Origin of the sequence: Halocatena marina (genome assembly GCF_023276375.1) — an archaeon.
GTDB classification, from domain to species: domain Archaea; phylum Halobacteriota; class Halobacteria; order Halobacteriales; family Haloarculaceae; genus Halocatena; species Halocatena marina.
Window position 1 is genome coordinate 3,411,305 of record NZ_JALLPK010000001.1, and the last position, 21,344, is coordinate 3,432,648.

Annotated in this window: 17 protein-coding genes, 1 tRNA gene and 1 pseudogene; 7 read left to right on the forward strand and 12 right to left on the reverse strand. The window is 55.6% G+C overall.

The window, feature by feature from the left end; all coding sequences use genetic code 11:
• Window positions 1-188: 188 nt before the first annotated feature.
• From MW898_RS16140 to MW898_RS16160, 5 genes are all read right to left on the reverse strand, one after another.
• The gene (locus tag MW898_RS16140) at window positions 189-833 is read right to left on the reverse strand and encodes a hypothetical protein (RefSeq protein ID WP_248908784.1); all 645 of its coding nucleotides are present in this window, start codon (window positions 831-833) and stop codon (window positions 189-191) included.
• Between the two features lie 238 nt (window positions 834-1,071).
• Window positions 1,072-2,580, reverse strand: a complete 1,509-nt coding sequence (locus MW898_RS16145) for a glutamate-cysteine ligase family protein (RefSeq protein WP_248908785.1) — start codon at window positions 2,578-2,580, stop codon at window positions 1,072-1,074.
• 122 nt (window positions 2,581-2,702) lie between these two features.
• The gene (locus tag MW898_RS16150) at window positions 2,703-3,692 is read right to left on the reverse strand and encodes a M48 family metalloprotease (RefSeq protein ID WP_248908786.1); all 990 of its coding nucleotides are present in this window, start codon (window positions 3,690-3,692) and stop codon (window positions 2,703-2,705) included.
• Window positions 3,693-3,809: 117 nt separating this feature from the next.
• A complete protein-coding gene (locus MW898_RS16155; protein WP_248908787.1) occupies window positions 3,810-4,463 on the reverse strand; it encodes a hypothetical protein in 654 nt (217 codons plus the stop codon).
• A gap of 8 nt (window positions 4,464-4,471) precedes the next feature.
• Window positions 4,472-4,618 (reverse strand): hypothetical protein, encoded by a 147-nt coding sequence (locus tag MW898_RS16160; protein WP_248908788.1) that lies wholly within the window; start codon window positions 4,616-4,618, stop codon window positions 4,472-4,474.
• 64 nt (window positions 4,619-4,682) lie between these two features.
• On the opposite strand from MW898_RS16160, the gene MW898_RS16165 reads away from it, so the two are divergent.
• Both MW898_RS16165 and MW898_RS16170 read left to right on the forward strand, forming a co-directional pair.
• Window positions 4,683-6,077, forward strand: coding sequence for a selenium-binding family protein (locus tag MW898_RS16165; RefSeq protein WP_248908789.1), 1,395 nt, complete (start codon window positions 4,683-4,685; stop codon window positions 6,075-6,077).
• 7 nt (window positions 6,078-6,084) lie between these two features.
• Window positions 6,085-6,405, forward strand: coding sequence for a 2Fe-2S iron-sulfur cluster-binding protein (locus MW898_RS16170; RefSeq protein WP_248908790.1), 321 nt, complete (start codon window positions 6,085-6,087; stop codon window positions 6,403-6,405).
• Between the two features lie 156 nt (window positions 6,406-6,561).
• Here the strand turns inward: MW898_RS16170 and MW898_RS16175 are convergent.
• A tRNA-Gln gene (locus tag MW898_RS16175) sits at window positions 6,562-6,634 on the reverse strand.
• Between the two features lie 114 nt (window positions 6,635-6,748).
• Between MW898_RS16175 and MW898_RS16180 the strand changes: the two genes are divergently transcribed.
• Entirely contained in the window at window positions 6,749-7,318 is a 570-nt protein-coding gene (locus tag MW898_RS16180) for an IMP cyclohydrolase (RefSeq protein ID WP_248908791.1), read from the forward strand.
• A gap of 389 nt (window positions 7,319-7,707) precedes the next feature.
• Here MW898_RS16180 and pstB read toward each other — a convergent pair.
• The 5 genes and pseudogenes from pstB to lipA form a co-directional block, all read right to left on the reverse strand.
• A pseudogene (gene pstB, locus MW898_RS16185) lies at window positions 7,708-8,451 on the reverse strand (phosphate ABC transporter ATP-binding protein PstB); the annotation flags it as partial.
• A 159-nt stretch (window positions 8,452-8,610) separates the two neighbouring features.
• Entirely contained in the window at window positions 8,611-10,284 is a 1,674-nt protein-coding gene (gene pstA / locus MW898_RS16190) for a phosphate ABC transporter permease PstA (RefSeq protein ID WP_248908793.1), read from the reverse strand.
• Window positions 10,284-11,258: a phosphate ABC transporter permease subunit PstC gene (gene pstC / locus MW898_RS16195; protein ID WP_248908794.1), complete on the reverse strand. Its 975-nt coding sequence runs from the start codon at window positions 11,256-11,258 to the stop codon at window positions 10,284-10,286. Before pstC ends, pstA begins: the two co-directional genes overlap by 1 nt.
• Before the next feature lie 31 nt (window positions 11,259-11,289).
• Window positions 11,290-12,327 carry a PstS family phosphate ABC transporter substrate-binding protein gene (locus tag MW898_RS16200; RefSeq protein ID WP_248908795.1) on the reverse strand — a complete coding sequence of 346 codons (1,038 nt, stop codon included), beginning with the start codon at window positions 12,325-12,327 and terminating at the stop codon, window positions 11,290-11,292.
• Window positions 12,328-12,586: 259 nt separating this feature from the next.
• Complete coding sequence (gene lipA, locus MW898_RS16205) at window positions 12,587-13,549, reverse strand: lipoyl synthase (protein ID WP_248908796.1); 963 nt, start codon at window positions 13,547-13,549, stop codon at window positions 12,587-12,589.
• Window positions 13,550-13,661: 112 nt separating this feature from the next.
• On the opposite strand from lipA, the gene MW898_RS16210 reads away from it, so the two are divergent.
• The 3 genes from MW898_RS16210 (at window position 13,662) to MW898_RS16220 (ending at window position 18,694) form a co-directional block, all read left to right on the forward strand.
• Window positions 13,662-15,137 carry an MATE family efflux transporter gene (locus MW898_RS16210; RefSeq protein ID WP_248908797.1) on the forward strand — a complete coding sequence of 492 codons (1,476 nt, stop codon included), beginning with the start codon at window positions 13,662-13,664 and terminating at the stop codon, window positions 15,135-15,137.
• A gap of 71 nt (window positions 15,138-15,208) precedes the next feature.
• A complete protein-coding gene (locus MW898_RS16215; RefSeq protein WP_248908798.1) occupies window positions 15,209-16,237 on the forward strand; it encodes a DMT family transporter in 1,029 nt (342 codons plus the stop codon).
• Between the two features lie 114 nt (window positions 16,238-16,351).
• Window positions 16,352-18,694: a DEAD/DEAH box helicase gene (locus tag MW898_RS16220; protein ID WP_248908799.1), complete on the forward strand. Its 2,343-nt coding sequence runs from the start codon at window positions 16,352-16,354 to the stop codon at window positions 18,692-18,694.
• A gap of 34 nt (window positions 18,695-18,728) precedes the next feature.
• Here the strand turns inward: MW898_RS16220 and MW898_RS16225 are convergent, their stop codons facing one another.
• Window positions 18,729-20,396, reverse strand: a complete 1,668-nt coding sequence (locus MW898_RS16225; RefSeq protein ID WP_248908800.1) for a hypothetical protein — start codon at window positions 20,394-20,396, stop codon at window positions 18,729-18,731.
• Between the two features lie 145 nt (window positions 20,397-20,541).
• On the opposite strand from MW898_RS16225, the gene MW898_RS16230 reads away from it, so the two are divergent.
• On the forward strand, window positions 20,542-21,318 hold the full coding sequence (locus MW898_RS16230; protein WP_248908801.1) for a PDDEXK family nuclease: 777 nt from the start codon (window positions 20,542-20,544) through the stop codon (window positions 21,316-21,318).
• Window positions 21,319-21,344 lie beyond the last annotated feature (26 nt).

Here is a 21,344-nt window from a genome sequence, read left to right on the forward strand (position 1 = left end):
AAAATTTACTGGTACATGACTGCTCATATAAGGTCAATTGTATCAATACTATCTTTTCTATCGTTACATTCTGAACTATCTCATACGTCGAGCCAACAAAAGTATACAATAACTGTCAGTCAGTGAGTTTGCTGCTTCGGCGACCCCTACCATTCAAATGATTGAGTTCATATATATTAGCGGATTTGTTAAGATACAAACCAATCTATGGCGATCTGATAGCCGATCTCTTCCGAAGGCCAGTAATCGTCAGTATTCTCGCGTTCGGAGATCCGGTGATCGAGACGAATTTTAGTTGATGAAACTCGCTCAGTAGTAATCTCGAAGACAGTTGCAGCGTTGGTCCCGTCCACCGGACTTGGGGAGGGATCGATGAGCGCTGCAACTGGAGAGGTCTCACGATTGACCGCACGTCCGAAGATCGGGTATGTCTTCCCGATCTTCGGATAGTAGGCTTCGAATGCGACGATTTCCCACGCAGAACGTCCCGAATTGACGTGGGCAGCGATGGTGTACTGCGCTGGTGACGGTTGGCACCCACCGTATTTTTCAAGAAGAGCAGCGGTCTGTTTGTACTTCTCTAGCTGTTGGACCGCTTCGATGGTTTGTTCGGCGTCAGATGCTGTCAGCTGAGTAATCTCAATATCTGTTATGGATTCTGTATCCGTCGTCTCATCTGCTGCCCCCAGAACGTGAACGGCAAACTCGCGGATGCAACCGCTTTCGATAAGTGCGTGTGATCTCCCGCGACCAGTTTCGTAGTGAGACGATCTGGTAGACGTAGCCGACGATCGTTCACTCTCTTCATCACTGTTTTCGGGAAGTGTTACCATTACCGACCTCTATTAGCGAAACCCCCATTATCTCATTGGCTGTACCTACTTACCAAACAGTACGGGTTCTATGCAGAGGTTGATATGAACCTCGATCGCTGATCGATTTGATCAGGATGTGATTAATATAATCGATGAATGAGCGATAATTGTTAGTTGAATGACGAACGCGTCGTATTACGATAGAATGATTCTGATATTGATAAAGATAACGGCTATTCTGTGGCTGGGTGTTCGTTCATAGCCAATCGACAAAGCTCCCTTCGATGAGCGTCTCTTCTTGCCGTTCGATGTAATCAGTTTGCATTCCCCAGACAGCCTCAACAAATGGTGTTCCGGAGTCGACGGCGTCCAGAACCCGGTCGTGTTTCCATTTAGCAGGCGTCATTCGTCGCTCAAAGCGCTCCTGGAGCGGCGCGACGTAGCGATTGATCTCTGTCCGATTCAATCCTCGAAGCGAAAGACCATCGCGGGCATAATCGAACAGTTCGTCGTACATGATGTCGATGTTCGTCGTCTCGGCACCGTCGGCGGTGATCCACTGGAACGAACCATCGAGGCCTTCGTGTGCAGCCTCGTAGAAATTCATCTCCGCGGCGTCCCATTCGAGACTGCTGACAGGGTGTTCGCGTTTTGTAAGACTTTCAAGTAGCCCTGCGTACGTCGCTTGCAGACAGATCACGTCTCGAACGGTCGGCTGACCGGGGAGCGGACGAAACTCAATGCGTGCGTTCGCGTGTGACTTCGTTGGGCCGTCGAAGACCGGCCGGACCCACCGCCAGTAGGTGCCGTGTTTGTGCCGGAAGTGTGCAAAATTATCGTCAAATCGGTCAGACGTGTCGAGCAACATAGGAACGACCGTCCGATCATTTGCGATCTGATCGATCGCATCTTCGACCGAAGCGATATCCTCTGGGAAGCACACTTTCGGTTGCTCCGGTGGATTGAGGATCGATTCGAAAATCGGGATGCGGTTTTCCATCCAGCCGTCTTCGAGAATCGTCTCTACGTCTACGTCATCGTTGTACAGTTCCGGTGGGAAAAACGGCGAATTCACACCAAGTGCGAGCAGCGGACCGGCGATCCTGAGCGCGTACTGGAAGTACGCTGGGAGGTCGGGAGCGTGCGAAACCTGATAGTGTGGTTGAATGGACGTGATCAGACTCTCGGCCATCACGGTATCAGCAGTGAGACTGACGTACGGTGCATTGAGCGATAGCTCCGCACCGAAATCAACGTTCGCCATTGCGTGATAGCGCTCGGAACCGCTCATGTTCGTTGCAATCCGAATATCGTTGTCGACGACGCTTCCGGTGAGGTACTTGCTCGCGCTCTCACCAACAGGGGGCACCGTCCACATTCCGTCGCTTACGAGGCGGATATCCGAGGACTGCGTCTCCCTCAGCGCAGCATCGAGCCGGGCCTGCACCTCTGCCTCTTGGGCCGCCAGTCCGTACTTCGAGAGCGGTTGTGGCGTGGTCTGCATCTCCGCGTTGTGCAGTCCAAGCTCCTTCTCGAAGCCGATGAATTCGAGCAACCGGCGCGGAACACGCATCAGGGCGTCGGTTTCACCATCGACACCGTAGAACTCGTATTCGAGACCGACAATCCCCTGTGGATTATCGAACGTACCCTCTCGTATCTCATTTTTCAGCCAGTCGACCTCGCTCTCAACGCGATCAGCAAATTCATCATGGTCGACCGACAGAAGGTCGGCGACGCGATCTGCGAGATCCGATGCGGACATACTTCCACAATGTCACCAGGGTTTTTCAACTGTGCGGTCATGGTAGTGTTCACTTCAGATGACGTAAACTGTCGAATGAGTCGTCGAAACCCCATACGAATGAGTTGTAGAGATCTAGTACGTCACTGCCCTTGCTCTCGGTTGATCCTCTGGAGTCGTTCGATGCGTGTTGCTGTTTCCGGATGCGTCGCAAATACGTCCGTCAGTAGCTGTCCGAACAACGGAAACGTGCCAACTGAGTCGTTTTGGCTCGATTCAACGATCGCAAATGCCGCTATCTCGACCTTCCGAAAATCGGTCGTTGGTCGCTTCGCTATGTCTTCATCGATACGTTGGAGGGCACTTACAAGAGATGCTGGGTTGCCAGTGATGGAGACGGCACCGCTGTCGGCAGCAAACTCTCGAGTTCTGGATAACGACGCCCACAGCACGTGTCCACAGAACCAGATCGGTGGAACGAGTAATAATCCAAACGTCATGAGAGCGTCTGCATAACTCGCTCGACTCGGCTGTGCGTATTTGATCCCCTCTGTGTGTCCTGTGAGGAGAGTGATCACGCGGTCGGCTGCGCCGATTGGAAGTGTGGCCAGCGTCATCACCGCCGTATCACGATTCTTGATATGCGCGAGTTCGTGTGCGACAACCGCCTCAAGTTCGCCCTGCTCAAGCGCTGCGACCATCCCCTCACTCACGATTAATCGGGCGCTCCGAGGTCTGAATCCGGTCGTCAATGAAAGCGGGGTGTCTGTTGGTGCGATGTAGACACGCGGAACTGGCGTATCAACTTGCTGAGAGAGTGATCGAACGAGTGACAGTAGTTGTGGGTACTCCTCTTCTTCAATACGAGTCGCACCGGTTGCAGCAACCAGATGTTCAGGTGCGTCTCGTTCTTCCCAGATAACGAACCCAAGCATACTGACCATCGATCCACCTAGAACTGTGAGAAGCAACTCTGCAGACGGAACTTGAGCAACTGTGATCAAGTAAACATAAAAGAAAATGAAGGTAAGTACGACTCCGCTCACGAACACCGTCGCAAGTATCGTGAGAAAGAGGAGGGGAAGCATTACGAGAATTTGAATGTATAATCGATAGCTCGGGAACCGAGTCATGTCCAGACGTGTTTTTGTATAGTCAAAAAGATATTGAATACATTTACGTACTTTTTGTCGCGTCGATCGACTCCTATTTTCTCACAGAGCAGTGACCGTGAGAGAAGAACGCAGTACTCAGAAATTGATGTCTTTGCGTCGGGTATCGAACAGCACGAAGCCGGCTCCCACGGCACCGACGGTCAGACCGAGGAGAATGATCATCCACGCGCTCGGTGGTATCTGTTGGGTGGCTTGGTAGATTGGTGCGCCGATAATTCCACCGTATATGACGAGCAGTCCACCAAGCGCTGCGAGTCCGAGTCCAGCGAGGCTTAGTAGTGAGGACGTGTGCTCGAACAATCCCAGTGACACTCTCGAGAGTGTCCCGCTTCCGCCGGCATCGACCTCGGTGGTCGCCTCGAACGGGACTTTTTCGAGTCGTGCATTTCCACAGCGGCTACACGGCGGTGAGTTCCGCATATGCTGCTTCCCGCAGTTGGCGCATTCCCAGACAAAGTCATCCACGAGCTCTTCTGGTTCTGATGACGATCTGAGGCGGACATCGTTGTCGACTGGGTCGGGATCAGCTTCAGCGTCGTGAAGTCGATCGAACGACGTCTCGCCGCACTGCGGACACGGTTCGTATGGTGATTCAACTAGCTCGCTACACTCCGTACACTCCCACTCCAGCCGAACCACTCCCTGCTCGAAGTCCATTCCACCACACGCGCGACATGGAGGATTGTTCCGAGGATGAGACGTCCCGCAGTTCGTACACCGCCAATCCATTGACTGGGTTACGTAATCGTGCCATTTAGCGACTGTGGTGCTGGGCTTTCGCTTCTCTCGATAGTGCAATCACGCGCTGGGGTTGGGTTCGGAAATCCAAGCTGTCGTTTCATCCCGCCGAACGCAGCGAACGCGCGTGCATAGCTCTCCGTCATACATAGCGGCCATTCTTTCCGAGATACCAACCTCTGTTGAGTGATACCACCAATCATATACTCTATGAGCGATGCTAGATCTCCAGCTGACACCGAGGAACACCACCACGATCAGACAGAGGGACCGGGCTATTCGACACCGCAAGCCGCTATTGAAGAGTCAGATCCCGAGGAACTCGCGTATGTGATGAGCTTGTATGTCGGCACAGACGTCGATGCGCCTGACTTTCTCTCGGTCATCGACGTTGACCCCGATTCGGAAACGTATTCGGAGGTCATCAATCGCGTCGAAATGCCCAACCGGGGCGATGAACTCCACCACTTCGGATGGAACGCTTGTTCCTCCTCGTGTCACGTCGGCGGATTAGAGCGACGACATCTCATCATTCCCGGTCAGCGCTCTTCGCGCATCCATGTCGTCGATACGAAAGACCGCCGTGAACCCAAACTTGAGACGGTTATCGAACCAGAGGACGTTTTCGAGCACGACCTCTCGGCCCCGCACACTGTCCACTGTATTCCCGATGGCGAAATCCTCATCAGCATGCTCGGTGACGCGGACGGCGAACTCCCTGGTGGCTTTCTCGAACTCAACGACAATTTCGAGATCGAAGGACGGTGGGATCCGCCCGGCGAGATCGAGATGAACTACGACTTCTGGTATCAACCGCGCCACAACGTGATGATTTCAACCGAGTGGGCGGCACCGAAGACCTACTATCCAGGCTTCGATCTCGAAGATGTTGAGAACGGAAAGTACGGACGACGACTCCACGTCTGGGATTGGACCGAGGGTGAAGTCGAGCAGACCCTCGATCTCGGTGAGGAGGGGCTCATTCCGCTCGAAGTCCGATTTCTCCACAGTCCCGAGGCTACACACGGATACGTCGGTGCGGCACTTTCATCGAACATTTTCCACTTCTTCGAGGAAGGCGGCGACTGGCACGCCGAGAAGGTCATCGATATCGAAGCTCGCGAACACGATGACTGGGAGATGCCTGTGCCCGGTCTCGTGACGGACCTTCTCGTCTCGATGGATGATCGCTACCTGTTCTTCTCAAACTGGCTCCACGGAGACGTCCGAATGTACGATATCAGTGACCCTGCCAATCCACGGATGGCAGACCGCATCTGGGCAGGTGGCCATTTCGGCGACTCACATCCTACCGGAGCGGACGACCGAGAGGTCATTTGTGGTCCGCAGATGCTGCAACTGTCGCTCGACGGTGAACGTCTCTATTGGACGACGTCTCTATTCTCCTCGTGGGACAACCAGTTCTATCCGGCGGAAGCCGAGAAAGGATCGGTGATGCTCAAAGCCGACGTCGACCCTCGAAACGGAACCATGGAGTTGGATGAGGACTTCCTCGTTGATTTCGGCGATTCACCGCACGGTCCGGCCCGTGCACACGAAATCCGCTGGCCCGACGGTGACTGTACGAGCGACGTTTGGCAGTGAGTGACTAATGCCTGATCACGAGGTCATTCTCGAATGGCAGGACGGGAGAACCGAGCGCATTCGAGTCGATGAAGCGGAGACCATTCTGAATGCAACCAGAAATGCGGATCTCGGACTGCCCTTTGGCTGTCTCACTGGAGCTTGTGCAACGTGTACTGGCCGACTCACCGAGGGGACCCTCACCTACCGACGACCACCGCGGGCACTCAAAGAACAACAACAGCAATCTGGACACGTCCTCCTCTGTATTGCCGAGCCTCGTTCGGACTGTCACATTGAGGTCGGGGCACGGATTCAGACAGAAATGATGTCAAATCCGTGGAAGTGAGCACTGGATAGCGACGTGAGGATCGTCTCATACGTTCTAGCAATGGACTTTATTCTCTGGCTGAACATCTATGCGCTCGCTGTGCGTGTGACTGTAGACGAACAGCCGATAACGCGAAGAAAAATCAGTAGTGAGAAAGAACGTAGAGGGTAAAAGTAGTCCCACCAGGATTCGAACCTGGGTTTTGGCCCCCAGAAGGCCAAAGGATTGGCCACTACCCCATGGGACTTCGGACAAACGTATTCCGTACACGCATATGAGTGTTGCGAAGACGCTCTTTAGAGACCGAACTAGCAGTCAGTGGACCGCCAGCTATATGCGCCGAACGATGACATTGACGAGTATGTACATCGGACGGTTCATCGTTGTTGCTCCCGGTATTGGCGCATATCGCGTTTCTTCTCGATCATTTCCGAACCGGCAGATCACCGATCGAAGCGGGACACTAACCGTCGGTCCGACAGCTGATGCTCCAGAGACAGATAATCCATACGTCTCCTACAACTGTCTTCGAAGCGTCGAGGACAGCGCTGTCATCGGAAACGGATCGCATGTCGACCCGATCGCGGAGAAACTCAAACTCGGTTATCCTGCTCGTGATGCGCTCGCCGAGGCGCTTCTCGCGCTCGATTACGAGAAGGACGACTACGACACACCACGCATCGCTGGCGTTGTTGGTTCTGAGACGTATATCGGAACGGTCCGCAACGACGCGCTCCTCGTCCGCTCGGTCTCCGAGCCGACGATCGTCGCAACGTACGAACGAGACAGCCCGGACGCATTCGCTCTCGATGCAGAAACAGCAGAAGAGGCTGCTCGAACGGTGTACGACCTCGAATTTGAACATCCTGTGTGTGCTGTAGGCGTCACCACTGGAACGGAGATCGAGACGGCCATCGTAAACAGCGACTGAATCCAAACAGCACGCAGGGCGTGCCTGTGTAGCCGTTACATAATTAGTCCAAACCGGGCTGAGGTGACTGAATAACGGAGCTGCTGCCAGCCTCACCGAACCACTATTCTGCGTTTAGAAAAAGGGGGGAATGGATGTGTGAGAGAACGAGATAGACTGGGGAGCGTGCTGACGACCAATATGGAAAGTGGAATGACCGACGGGTCCTGACGGGTCAATGGAACCATCGCACGGTTGCACGCGCCAATTAATCGATCTGACCGCAGGCATATGAACCTCGCTAAGACTTCTATTAACGTCTATTGTTGGGTATCGAGTACCTATTCGAGAATTCGTGTGGTCCGACCGCGCAGGCTCATCACTTGTAGAGTGAGTGGTGACTGGCGTACTCAGCCGAATTTTCCAGTAATGTAGTCTTCGACGCGTTGATGCTCGGGATTTTCGAAGATTTTCTGTGTATCATCGAATTCGACGAGTTCACCACCCGTGAGGAAGACGGCGGTCTTATCGGAAATACGGGCGGCCTGCTGCATGTTGTGTGTGACGATGACGACTGTATACTCCGTTGCGAGTTCTTCGATGAGATCCTCGATCTGTGATGTTGCAACAGGATCGAGCGCGCTCGCGGGCTCGTCCATCAGGAGGATCTCGGGATCAGGAGCGATAGCGCGTGCGATGCACAGACGTTGCTGTTGCCCGCCAGAGAGCTCGAGTCCGCTTTCGTCCAACCGGTCGGAGACCTCATCCCACAGTGCTGCTCTTCGGAGCGCGCTCTCGACGATGTCGTCGTAGTCGCCCGAAATCCCTTGAATTTTGAGACCAAACGCAACGTTGTCGTAGATGCTTTTCGGGAACGGGTTGGGCTTTTGAAAGACGATTCCGACCCGCCGACGGAGTGCAACCGGATCGACGTCGGGATCGTAGACGTTCTTCCCGGCGAGAGTGAGCTCTCCTTCGACCTGAGCGGCATCGATAAGATCGTTCATCCGGTTAATACAACGGAGGAACGTCGACTTGCCACACCCCGATGGACCGATCATCGCTGTGACACTGTTTTCGGGAACGCGCATCGAAATATCGTGAAGCGCCTGCACGTCATCGTACCAGACGTTAACATTGCGCGCCTCAATGACCGCTTTCCTGTCCGATTTGGGGCCTGTTCTCGTGGGTCCGACCGCATCCGTTTCGATCCGTGGATTTGCCCTGTCGTTCGGGCGTTCATTCGACGCGTCTGCCCCCGCCGATTCATCACTCGTCATTCTCTCGTTTTCTTGAGCCATTGTTGTATTGTGTTATGAGTCGCGTTGGTACTTGTTGCGCACGATGATTGCAACCGAGTTGATCACCAGCAGGACGACCAGCATGGTCACGACGCCCGCTGCGAGTACACCGTGGCGAAAGCCCGGTTTGATTTCGAATGCCCAGTTGTAGACCTGCAACGGCATCGCACCCGCCTTATCGAACAGGCTCGTCGGTAATCTGGAGGTGTACGTCGGTGCCAGCACCATAATGAGTGGTGCCGTCTCGCCAACTGCACGTCCGATCGAAAGAATTGTTCCCGTCAGGATTCCCGGTATCGCACGTGGCAACACGACAGTTTTGACCGTTTGCCACCGCGTTGCGCCCATTCCGTATGATGCCTGCTTGAGCGAGTCGGGAACCGATCGGATCGCCTCTTGTGAGGAAATGATGACGATCGGAAGAATAAGCAGAGAAACGGCGAGTCCACCAGCAAGAACCGATCCTGTTGGAAGTCCTACAAGTTGAATCGTTGTCCCGCCAACTGATATCGTCTGTCCGCTGAATCCGCCGAGATCGATGAACAATCCGAGACCGAGCAATCCGTACACGACCGACGGCACACCAGCGAGATTCGCGATGTTGATCTGGATAAATCGGGTGTAGCGGTTGTCGGGCGCGTATTCCTCAAGATACACCGCTGCACCGACACCCAGCGGGAACGCTGAGACCACGACGACGATCATCAACAACAGTGATCCTACGAGCGCAGGGTAGAGTCCCGTCGTTTCGGGAACGCTGGTCGGAAGACTCGTCAGGAACTGCATATCCAGCCACGCCTCCGGTCCGTGAATCCCGAACTCCGAGACGATGAGGTACCCAACGAGTGCACCACTGATGACGACCGCCGGAATGACCAATCCACTACGCGCTTCTGGTCGGTAGCTGCTCGTCGTCACCACGTAGTATCCCATTGGAACAGCAACCGTTAGCACGAGCAAGAGAGCTACGTCTGGATCGAGAACTTTCTGGAAGACGACGGACAACGAAGCGAGAATGACGAGTCCTCCGGTGAGTAGCCCAATTCGACGGTTCTCGAGACTCTCAAACCGCCGCCCAACGAGCACAGCGATCGGGAGCGCAAGCGTGAAGAGAACAGTAGCGTACCGATTCGGAACTGTCTCCACGTGGAACTGGATGTACTCTGGGATCCCCGGGAGCAGCGATGGAACACCGAACAGAGAGACAAATCCAACAGTGAGAACGACGATGGTTCGAGATCGAAGCGACGCGTCTGGCACGACGATTCGGTGAGCGAAGAAAATAGCGACCGGGACGGCGATTCCGGCAGCCCACGCAAACCGGACGAGAAATGGTATCGCATCGAAGAGGAGAAAGAGTGTGCCAGCCGTGAACAGCCCGGCGATCGGGACGAAGAGACCGCCAGCGCCGATCGCTACCGCCTCCCGATTCCGAGCGCGGAAATACATCAGCACCAGTGCCACCGAAACGAGCAACGCTATCAGCACGAGATACCACGCGGTGTCAGCGCTGAACGGCCGCAGTGCATCGATCATGACGTTCACGAGGAGCGCACCGAGTGAGACAAGTCCGGAAAGGGTCGCAGCCAACAGCAGATACCTGAACAGAACGTCTCGGGTCCGACTTACCTGTCCGAAATTGGTCGTTTCACCAACCGTTTCATCTGTGGCTGATTCTGTCGACATTACTGGTAGACCTCCCGATATCGCCGCGAGATTGCTGTACTGATGGCGTTCATCAGTAGCGTGACAACGAACAGTGTCAGTCCGAGCGCGAACATCGCTCGATACGCTGGTCCGCGCGCGGAGATATCCCCAAGCGCGAGATTAATCATCTGTGCTGTGATGGGCGAGTTCGGCCCGAAGTACGCCGCCAAATCGAGCGGGTTGTGCAGCACGGATCGGCTTCCAGCGGCGATTGTGACAGCCATCGTCTCGCCGATCGCCCGCGAAAAGGCGAGAATGAACGCCGAGACGATGCCAGAAACAGCTGACGGAACGACGATACGAGTCGAAACGTCGAATTTTGTCGACCCAAGACCGTATCCTGCTTGCCGCAACTCGTCGGGAACGGCACTCATCGCATCCTCACTGATCGAAGACACCATTGGAATGATCATGATTCCGACGACGATACACCCAGAGAGCACGTTGAACGTCTGGAGATCAAACGGAAGAACAGCATCAAGCGCGGGCGTAATGTAGACGAGCGCAAAATAGCCGTAGACAACCGTCGGAATTCCGGCGAGAATTTCGAGGGCTGGTTTGAGATACGCGCGCTTGCGAGGGCTCGCATACTCGCTCAGGTAGATCGCAGTTGCAAGGCCAAGCGGAAGCGCAACGAGCGCAGAACCGAGTGTTATCATGATCGTCGCCGATAGAGGAGCAAGCACACCGAACGATTTCGGAGTACCACCGGGCGACCAATGGCCACCGAGCAGAAACTCAGTGACAGGAACTGTTTGTTCACGCGCGATTCCGAGCGGAACGCCCGTGATTCGGAAGAACTTGACTGCCCCGAGCACGAGCACGACGACGATACCAATCGTGACCACCACTGACAGCGACGCACAAATGAAGAAGAACCATCGGGCGATCCGCTCACGCGGTGCAGTATCCATCTGTCGCGTCAAACCGAGTGACGATGAATCGCTGCTCATGTCAGTCGTGTCCTCCTGTCAATAGCGTGTTTCATTGTTTGCCTTGTCCCTGATCCTGTCCTTGGGCTCCGACGATCTTTTCGAGCGCCGCGAGCTCTTCGTTCACCCGTTTGTCAGTGTTTGGAACGTAGCCGACAGCGTCAACGACGACGTCCTCGTTGGCGCTCTGTTTGAGGAAAAAGCGAGCGAACTCAGCGACCTGTGGCTTGGCGAGCGCTTCCTCCGAAACGTAGGTGAATAACGGGCGTGAAAGCGGTTGGTACTCCCCCTTCTTTGCCGTTTGAATGGAAGGCTTGACGCAGCTATTCCCGTTGTCGATCGCGATTGCTTTGACTTTCTCTTTGCTCTGGCGATAGTACGCAAACCCGAGATAGCCCATCGCGTGCTTGTTCCCTGAGACCCCTTGTACGACGATGTTGTCCTTCTCTGTCGCCTGATAATCGTTTCGTTGTCTCCCTTCTTCACCAACGATTTGATGGGTGAAGTAATCGAACGTCCCCGACGTATCTGCCGCCCCGTAGAGGTCGAATTCCACGTCGGGCCACTCCGGACGGATGTCGCTCCATTTCTTCGCGCCGCCGGGTTTCCATATCTGTCGTAGTTCATCGACCGTCATACAGTCGACCCAATCGGCGTTCTTGTTCACGATGACCGTGAGCGCGTCTGTGGCGACGCGTAGTTCGAGCGGATTGACTCCCTGCGACCGACATTGCTTCGTTTCTCCGTCCGTGATCGGTCGGCTTGCGTTGTTGAAATCGGTCTTACCGGTGCAAAAGAAATTCTCGAATCCACCACCGGTACCCGTCTTACTGAGTGAAACCCGAACGTCTTGATGGCGCTTCTGAAACTCCACAGAAACAGCCTTCGCAAGAGGGAATACGGTGGAACTCCCGGCAATATCGACGCTTCCCGAGAGCGTTTTTGTACCACATCCAGTGGAATTTTGGCCACCTGCGTTAGCGCTCAGATTTGGATTCGCCGTACAACCAGCGATGGCCACGAGTCCCGCCGCGCCCGTCCCCGCGACGAACTGTCGCCGTGTCATCCTGTTCGGGGCGTCGACTGTCATTATCTGTGGTTTCTCCGTACCAATTATGAATCCTCCGAAATTTGTACGTATTTACTACGTTTCTATGTATATTTCACAATAAAGCTATATCGACAACAGTTCACATACTGAGGTACTGACGATACCGATGTTCTAACAAATTGGGATGTAGAGAAATATATGGTAGCTGTCAGAACAGCAATTCAGCGTGTGCCGTTTGATGTTGGAAAAACACCGTCGGGATTCCGTGACACTTCGGGTGTTCTCAGAAACAGCTCGGTTACTGCGCTTCTCCGGCGCGTGCTGCTTTCCGGGCTGCGTCGACGGATTTTCCATCTCGGAGAATGGCTTCGACGAATAGTTCACCAGCGCGATACGACGAGCGGACAAGCGGGCCACTCGCACAGTACAGAAAGTCGAACTCTTCTTCTGCAACACGCTGCCACACCGAAAACGCATCGGGATGAACGTGGTTACTCACTTCGAGGTGGCTGCGTGACGGTTGGAGATACTGCCCAAACGTCACGACATCGACACCGATCTCGCGGAGATCACCTAGTGTCTGATAGATTTCGTGGTCGTACTCACCTACCCCGAGCATGAGTGAGGTCTTTGCGTAGCTATCCGAACTCTCGCTTACCTGTTCGAGCACGGATAGCGACTGCTCGTAGTTCGCTCGACGATCGCGTACCGGCCACTGGAGTCGCTCGACCGTCTCGACGTTGTGGGCAATAACGTCTGGCTCTGCAGCGATAATCTTCTGTACAAGCTCCGGTTCGCCCTGAAAGTCTGGGATGAGTGCCTCGACGAGCGTCTCTGGCTGGCGCGATTTGATTGCTCGGATCGTCCGAGCGAAGTGCCCCGCCCCCTGATCAGGGAGGTCATCACGGTCGACGGAGGTGAGGACAACGTAATCGAGACCGATCTCGGCGATCGCTCGCGCGACGTTCTCCGGTTCGTCCTCATCGAGTGGATCCATTCCACCGGTTTGTACGTCACAGAAGTTACAGCCCCGCGAACAGCGATCTCCCATGAGCATGATCGTCGCCGTTCCGGGACCGGTGCCGGTACCCCCACCTGGTGCGTTGTCACTCCCGCTCCAACACTCGCCCAAATTCGGGCAGTTTGCCTCCTCACAGACCGTGTGGAGATCGTAGTCTCGGAGGATCTGCTTGATCTCGGTAAAGCGCCGACCCGACGGCGGACGCATCTTTAACCAATCGGGCTTGCGCGCACGGCTCATGTCTCGATGGAAGAGGGTCTGCGATTAAAGCCTGTGGTTCGATCGTTTCTTAATTTCTCCTAGACTATATCTTACAAACATTTATTAATTACTTCGAACAATTGTCCGTTTGATGTTCGATCTCGAACCTGAAGACATCACGGACGGCCCGCTGTTTCGCGGGTTGGTCGTGCTGTCGGTCCCTCTTTTAGCCCAGAACGTCGTGCAGGTGATTCAGCAAGTGATCGACCTGTTCTGGGTCGGTCGGTTGAGCAACGACGCGGTTGCCGCGGTTGGACTCACTGTTCCTCTCATCGTGATTCTGTTCGCGGTATCGATCGTTATTCCCTTCGTTGGAACACAGGTACTGGTTTCACAGCGCGTGGGAAGCGAGAACATCTCCGGTGCCCGGCGAGCGATGTTTAGTGGACTTCTCATCGCAGCGTGTATTGGCATCGTTCTCGGTGGACTCGCGTTTGTTACCGCCCGCCCACTCATCGACCTCTTGTTGAGCACACGACCTGAGGCTGCAACAAATCACGTTATCGAACTGGCGGCGGCCTACTTTGGCGTCACAGCACTCGGTGTGTGTATCTCTGGAATTTCGGATACGACCGAGGCTGCGTTCATCGGATGGGGTGATTCTCGGACTGCACTATATATGAACGCCACTGCTCTCTCCGTGAACATTCTGCTCGATCCGATTCTTATTTTCGGCTTCCGCGAGAGCCCGCTGTTCGAACCGCTCGGACTGATGGGTGTTCAATCGACGCTGTTTTCTGTGACACACTTTGCTGGCATCGGCATCGAAGGAGCGGCGCTTGCGAACATCATCGGGTACGGTATCGGCGGTGCACTCGGTCTGGTGCTCGTCGCTCGCGGCCGCAATGAAGGGATGCTTTCTCGATCGGCCGCTCAAATCAACCGCGATGATATTCGTGAGTTGATCGACATCGGCGCCCCGAGCGGCGGTCAGCTCATCGCAAAACAGACCGTCGAACTCGTTCTTGTAGTCGTCGTGTTCGGGACTGCCGGGGCTGCGGGTCTCGCGGCCTATATCGTCGGATTTCGCGTATCGAGTGTTGCGGTCGTTCCGTCGGACAGCCTCAGGCAGGCCGCCCAGAGCGTCGTTGGGCAGAATCTTGGTGCGGGATTGAGCGGCCGAGCGCACCGTGCTACGTGGATCGGTGTCGGTGCCGCTGCTGGCGTGCTTTTGCTCCTCGGGATCGTCCAGTGGGCGATTCCTTCGACGCTCGTTCATCTGTTCGTTCCTTCGCTCTCTCCCGAAGCCACCCGTCTCGCCGTCGATTACCTCGTCATCCTCGCCTACGGTTATCCCGCCATCGGAGCAGCGTATCTGTTTCAGGCGGGTTTCAACGGTGCACGGCGCACTAAAACGAGCTTCGTCGCGAGCCTGTTCCAGTACTGGGGTGTTCGGTTTCCCATCGCTGCTGTCGGTGGTATTGTTCTCTCGTTCGGCGTGCATGCTGTCTTCTGGGCGATAACGATCTCGAACATCGTGGCCGCCATCGGATTGGGTGGCTACTATCACTATTCGACGGCCGATGGGATGTTCGACCGGGCGGCAGAAACAGCAACAGCGGACTGACGGCTGTTGGACGAGGTGTACGCTATCATGTGGCTCATCAATGTTATCCGGGACACTACTGTACCACAACTATGGATCCGCGCTATCGCAATGGCGGATTGTTCCTCCTCACTGCTGTTCTCTTCGGTGGAACGTTCGCGGCCATCAAAACTGGGCTAGCAGTTGTTCCGCCGATATTTTTCGCCGCTCTTCGTTTTGACATCGGAGCAGCAGTACTACTCGCGTACACTGTTGTCCGAATCGACGACTGGCGTCCACACAGCCGTGCCGACTGGAACGCCGTTCTCGCTAGTGCTGCGTTGATTGTGGTTGCAAACAACGTCTTACTATTCTTCGGACAGCAGTTCACAACAAGCGCGATTGCATCGGTCATGTACAGCTTCGCTCCCGTCTTGACGCCCATCTTCGCGCTTGTTCTCTTGGGAAACGAGCGACTCTCGTGGACAGGGATCCTCGGAATCCTCTTTGGATTTGTTGGTATCACGATCGTTTCCCAGCCTGATCCGGGGAATATGCTCACAGGCGATGCCGTTGGAATGGGACTCGTCTTGCTCGCAGCAGCGAGCGTCGCACTGGGTGGCGTCTTGGTTCGACGGGCCGAGCCGACCATGTCGAGCGTCGGTATGACAGCGTGGGCGATGCTCATCGGTGCGCTCACGATCCACGTCCTGAGTGCTGCACTCGGTGAGTCTGTCTCCCGTGTTCAGTGGGATCCGTTGACCGTGCTCGCGCTCGCGTACATCGGTGTGCTTGCTACCGCCGTCGCCTACACGACCTACTTCGGGTTGTTAGAGCGTGTAGGCCCGATTAAAGTCAGCCTTACCACCTACGTCGTTCCCCTTGTCGCCACTTTCATCGGATGGACGCTACTCGATGAATCGATTACAGTGACGATGCTCGGTGGATTTGTGTTCATCTTCTTCGGATTCGTTCTTCTCGAACGGCAGGCCTTCGAGGAGGAACTTCGTCGCCTTCCAGTTGCGAATTCACGGTTCGCTGCGCGCCACCAGCCAAACTCGGTCGATGCTCGAACACGAGAACAACAGTACGACCACGAGAGCTCCGCACAGACGTGCGAGACGGACTGTTGTGACGACTGATGACACCAGCAAGAATGCTGTTTGCAGCCAGCTTATTATACGAGAGCTAACAGTTCCTCGCTCGCGCGACACCGATACAGAAATCCATTTACTCCATCGGTTCTCCCCTTCATTGTGAACGTCGCAGAGCGGCTTCCGGAGTTTGCCGACGCTTTTCCGTTCGAATCGTTCAATCGGATGCAGTCAGCGGCGCTCCCGGCTATCTTAGAGCGCGATGAGAACGTCGTCGTCAGTGCTCCCACCGCGTCGGGGAAGACCGCGCTCGCCGAACTTGCCATCTGCAAGACGCTCGAACAGGGTGGGACAGCGCTCTTTCTTGCTCCCCTCCGCGCGCTCACGAACGAGAAAGAGCGCGAATGGGAGCGATTCGAGGCGCTTGGCTACTCTGTCTACGTCGTCACAGGCGAGCGCGACCTCAATCCACGCCGAGCAGAGCGCGCTGATATTCTCGTGATGACGCCCGAGAAGGCCGACTCCGCGACACGAAAACACGAATCGACCCGGTACCAATTCGTCCGCGATGTCGATTGCTGTGTCATCGACGAGGTGCATCTCCTCGATTCTGACCGACGTGGAAGCGTTCTCGAAGTCACCGTTTCGCGTCTCCGACGGCTCTGTGATCCCCGTATTGTCGCACTTTCGGCGACGATGCAGAACGTCGATGACGTGGCCGCGTGGCTCGATGCGGTGCCAGAGACGACACTCGAATTCGGTTCGGAGTATCGTCCGATTCCGCTCTCAGCGGAGGTACGAACCTACACGCACGGAGAGAATCCGTTTGCCGATAAGTACCGTCGGTTGTACCGCGCGCTCGATCTCGCAGAGCCACACATCCGCGACGGCGGTCAAGCGCTCGTGTTTGTCGCCTCGCGTCAGGATACGAGACAGGCAGCTGGAAAGGCACGCGATGAACTTTCCTCGCGGGACGTGCCGATGGGTGCGCGTGGCGATTTCGACTTTCATACTGAAACGCAGGTCCTCACGAACGAGACGCTCCGTAAGTCCGTGCTCGACGGCGTTGGCTTCCACCACGCGGGGCTGTCCCGTGAGGACAAAAATCACGTCGAAGAGTGGTTTCGTCGCGGCGACGTTCAGCTGCTCTTCTCGACATCGACGCTCGCGTGGGGCGTGAATCTCCCGGCCCGCTGTGTCGTTATCCGCGATACCAAGCTCCACGATCCGCTCGAAGGCGAAGTCGACATGAGTCCGCTTGATGTGCTCCAGATGCTCGGCCGGGCGGGACGGCCGGGCTACGACGACGCCGGATACGCCTACGTCGTCTGTGACAGTGTGGACGCGAACACGTACCGGACGCTCCTCCGTGAGGGGAAACCGATCGAATCTCGGCTTGCAGAGGATCTCGCTGCACATCTCAACGCTGAAATCGCGCTTGGAACGATTCGAGATCTCGACGATGTGGTTGATTGGATCGAAACCACGTTTTACTTCGTCCGCGCACAGCGCGCACCCGAAGCATACGACTCCGGAACGCGGTTACGTGAGCGGCTTCGTGAGACGCTTTCGACGCTCGTAACAGACGGTTTCGTCGAGACTGATGATGAGCTTCGAATCGAGGCGACACCCCTTGGACAACTCACATCCCGGTACTACCTCCGACTCGATACTGCCACCCGCTTTGGAGCACTTTGTGAGAACGAGCGCGACTCTCTGTCCGAAGACGCTCTTCTCGAAGCTGTCGCTGGTGCGGCGGAGTTCGACAGCGTGAGCGCGCGACAGCACGAGCGTGAAGCCATCGCTGCCGTTCTCTCGCAGACTGAGTTGGAAGACCCGAGCCACCGCAAAGTGCTCGCAATCCTCCGAGCGAGCACGACCGGCTCTACGCCCGCCGATCTCCAGAGCGATGCGTGGGTCATCCGGCACAACGCTCTCCGCCTGCTGGCGGCACTGCAGGAGTTTCTCGATCGATTTTCCGGCCCGTTCGCCGCAAACCTTGCTCGCCGCGTTGAGGCACGCATCGAGAACGCGATCAGCGCCGCTTCCGTTGGTCTCACAGCAATCGACGGCGTCGGTTCTGGTCGAGCAAAGACGTTGGCGCGAGCAGGTATGTCGACCCCTACTGATGTCGTGGAGGCAGAGATCGATGGTCTCGTCCGAGCGGGTCTCTCTGAAGGGATCGCAGAACGCGTCTTCGAGAGCGCCTGTGACCTCCCCACTGTTGCCATCGATTGGGGCGCATTTCCCGATACGATCCCTGCAGGTGAGAACGATCTTCGAGAGGTGACCGTCAGAACGACCGCCGGGAGCGCACGGGCTGGCATCGATGTCACCGTAAACGACGTACCAATGACGGATACTGCTACGTATCTCGGCGAGGCGACCGTTCCGGTGGGGGTCTTCGGCGGTAATGCCAGGGAACTCGAATACGAAATCACCGTCTGCTTTCCCAATTTACCACTCCGACCGGTCTCAGAATCGAAAACAGTCAAGGTCGTATAAGCGATCGTCTGCCTCTCACTGCCCGTCTATCGATTTATTTCGACATCGGAATCCAGTTTCCAGCACCGTCAGCGCAGTACGGTGTCCATGGGTTGGGTTTCGTATCCCAGACCGTCGCTCCCATCGCATTCGCGTACTCGCCGTGACCATTCCACTCACCACTCACTCGAGGGTCTCCTCCGTTCGTTCCTTGTCGATTGAGGAGCGTTCGCCGACCGTCGTCTCGGAGGCTCGACAGCGTCACTCCGCGAACGCTATCGAGCACCGTTCCGACAGCATTCGCATTGACGACGATCTGCCACGGCTGAGAACCGTGACACGAGACATTCGAGAGAACGTTTCGCTCACCAGAGATGTGTGCAGCGACCCTGCTCGCATTGTTGGACGACTGGGCGATTGAGACACCAGTGAGGCGACAATCGGTTCCCGAGCAGTCGATCGCTGGTGTTCCCGAACCGCTCTCAGCGAAGCCAGAGACGGTGAGGTTTTCTATCGACAGGCCAGTCCCGCTCAGACGGACCGCCTCGTCAGTCGCGTTTGAGACGCCGATATTCGAGTACTGCGAGCGGGTTCCCTGCGTGACGATGCCGGTCTTCGAATCCGTGATCGTGATGTTCGTGAACACATTTTTTTTCACGTCCCGCTCGCGGATGGCGGCTCCACTGCCTGACTGCGTGATATACATGTCGGAGATCGCGTTGGTAACGCCTTTCACATCGATACCGGGTGAGCAGTTGACCATCGAGACACCCGTAACCTGGCTGTAGCTCGGCCTGAGATGGATTCCTCCGCTCTTTCCGGTGACAAGGTGAAGATCCGAGAGCTTCAGTCGCGTTCCACCACCAAGGTAGATGTTCCAACCGAAGTTGTTCTCTACCCAACTGTTTCGGATACGAGTCCCCGACGTGGACGCTTCGAGATGCATTCCGTCCCCCCACGAGTACCGAACGATCAGATTCTCGTATATCGTATCGATGATATTTCCTGTGCCGTGAATGAGGTGTCCGTTCGAGCGGTTGTCCGAATCCGGATGGTGACCGAACACCCCCATATCGCTGACGCCGCCGAAGTTCCCCGATTTCTCGCTATCGAACGTGATGAGTGAACCCTCAGTGCCGTCATCAATCAGCGACGTCGTCCGAACGCCCGCACCCGTGAGATACACTGCGGTCTGCTCGTAGTCCGTATCCGTTGGTGTTTGTAGTCCTCCTGACGTGTAGTTTCCAGCGTCGAAGTAGACCATTCCACCTTCGGGCAACAGGCCGTTTTCGAGTACCCATCGATCGTCGGGCGTGCCGCTTCCCTCCGTTGCATGTCGTGAGGCGAAACGGACGCCGTTGATAGACGCAAACGAGGCGTCCTGAACGTATCTATCCGTGAGATGCCATCCGCCGTCATACCACGTGTACAGCGCTCCGTTCTGTCGTCCTTGATTGACGAAATATTCGTGACCGGGCTGTTCGCCCGTCTTGGGCCGGGCAGAGAGCGATCCGGCCCATCGCGGTGCGTCTGTAACCATCTGTGGTTTATCTATCTGTTCCGGTGTCCGTGTTGGCGCTCTGCTCTCACGATTGGCAGTCTCTGTTGCCGTGTCCTGTTTGCCGAAATCTGGCAGCAATGAACAGCCCGCAATCGAACCCATCCCTACTGTCGCTCCAACCAGCAACGACCGTCGTCTATATTTTAGCGGCTCTCCGGGCATTTACGCATATCCTCGTACATACCGGTAAGGGCTTTTTGGCCACCGGCAAATATTTATTCATTACTAAACACATGAATTTATATCTTTATTATTAGATTAGAATAACCACGAATGTTTATACAGGAGATCGATCCCACTGACAGTGATGACCAACCGAATTCGTGTGTTTGCTGGCGAGTGCACGGCGGAGTTTGAGGGGACCCGTGACCGGACTTCTCGTGGCATCATCGTCGCGTTAGTCAAACCTGACAACACAGTTCTCGTTCACGATAGCAACGGCTATTCTCCTGTCGCGTGGCTCACTCGTCCAGCCTCTCTCACGATCGATCACAGCGACGGAACGACAATCGAAGCGCGCGATGGGGAGCAGCAACTGCAGATTCGCTTTCACGAGATGTACGAAAAGTCGACGTATCCGGGAAGCGTCGCTGGGGTACCAGTTGGAACGTGTTCAGCGACGGGTGAGGCTCTCGTTCGTTGTCGAGGATCGGTCGTGAACGTCGAAACTGGGAGGGAGTACGACATTTCGAGCGGGGCGGTCGTGCTTGACGAGCACTGTCGTGACTGCGGTCTCCCGTTGATACGCGTCGAACGTGGATCACGCTTTGAGGTGTGTCTCGACCGAGCGTGTGAATCGATCGATAGCGCCGTTATCAGTGCGTTCGATCGCACATGGTCGTGTCCCGAGTGCGGCGATGCCCTCCGCATTCGCCAGTCCGGTGATCTCATCGTCCGCTGTGATTCACAATCAAACGGAGTTTCGATAGACGGACAGCACTGTGAGACAGAGTTTGAATTTCCGAACGGAGTCGTTGTGGGAACGTGTACATGTGGACTGCCGGTATTCGAGACGGAGGACGGACGATCCGTCTCTCCCTGCTCTGAGCAGTCGTGTGATATGTTGAATTATATTGATAGCTAGTACATATCACTGTCACGTTGGTATTG

Coding starts and splice junctions, on each gene's coding strand:
- MW898_RS16215 (WP_248908798.1), top strand. CDS start 15,209: ATGGATCCGCGCTATCGCAATGGCGGATTGTTCCTCCTCACTGCTGTT.
- MW898_RS16230 (WP_248908801.1), top strand. CDS start 20,542: ATGACCAACCGAATTCGTGTGTTTGCTGGCGAGTGCACGGCGGAGTTT.
- MW898_RS16140 (WP_248908784.1), bottom strand. CDS start 833: ATGGTAACACTTCCCGAAAACAGTGATGAAGAGAGTGAACGATCGTCG.
- MW898_RS16155 (WP_248908787.1), bottom strand. CDS start 4,463: ATGGATTGGCGGTGTACGAACTGCGGGACGTCTCATCCTCGGAACAAT.
- MW898_RS16225 (WP_248908800.1), bottom strand. CDS start 20,396: ATGCCCGGAGAGCCGCTAAAATATAGACGACGGTCGTTGCTGGTTGGA.
- MW898_RS16165 (WP_248908789.1), top strand. CDS start 4,683: ATGAGCGATGCTAGATCTCCAGCTGACACCGAGGAACACCACCACGAT.
- MW898_RS16180 (WP_248908791.1), top strand. CDS start 6,749: ATGTACATCGGACGGTTCATCGTTGTTGCTCCCGGTATTGGCGCATAT.
- pstC (WP_248908794.1), bottom strand. CDS start 11,258: ATGAGCAGCGATTCATCGTCACTCGGTTTGACGCGACAGATGGATACT.
- MW898_RS16150 (WP_248908786.1), bottom strand. CDS start 3,692: ATGACTCGGTTCCCGAGCTATCGATTATACATTCAAATTCTCGTAATG.
- MW898_RS16160 (WP_248908788.1), bottom strand. CDS start 4,618: ATGACGGAGAGCTATGCACGCGCGTTCGCTGCGTTCGGCGGGATGAAA.
- MW898_RS16200 (WP_248908795.1), bottom strand. CDS start 12,327: ATGACAGTCGACGCCCCGAACAGGATGACACGGCGACAGTTCGTCGCG.
- MW898_RS16210 (WP_248908797.1), top strand. CDS start 13,662: ATGTTCGATCTCGAACCTGAAGACATCACGGACGGCCCGCTGTTTCGC.
- MW898_RS16145 (WP_248908785.1), bottom strand. CDS start 2,580: ATGTCCGCATCGGATCTCGCAGATCGCGTCGCCGACCTTCTGTCGGTC.
- lipA (WP_248908796.1), bottom strand. CDS start 13,549: ATGAGCCGTGCGCGCAAGCCCGATTGGTTAAAGATGCGTCCGCCGTCG.
- pstA (WP_248908793.1), bottom strand. CDS start 10,284: ATGTCGACAGAATCAGCCACAGATGAAACGGTTGGTGAAACGACCAAT.
- MW898_RS16170 (WP_248908790.1), top strand. CDS start 6,085: ATGCCTGATCACGAGGTCATTCTCGAATGGCAGGACGGGAGAACCGAG.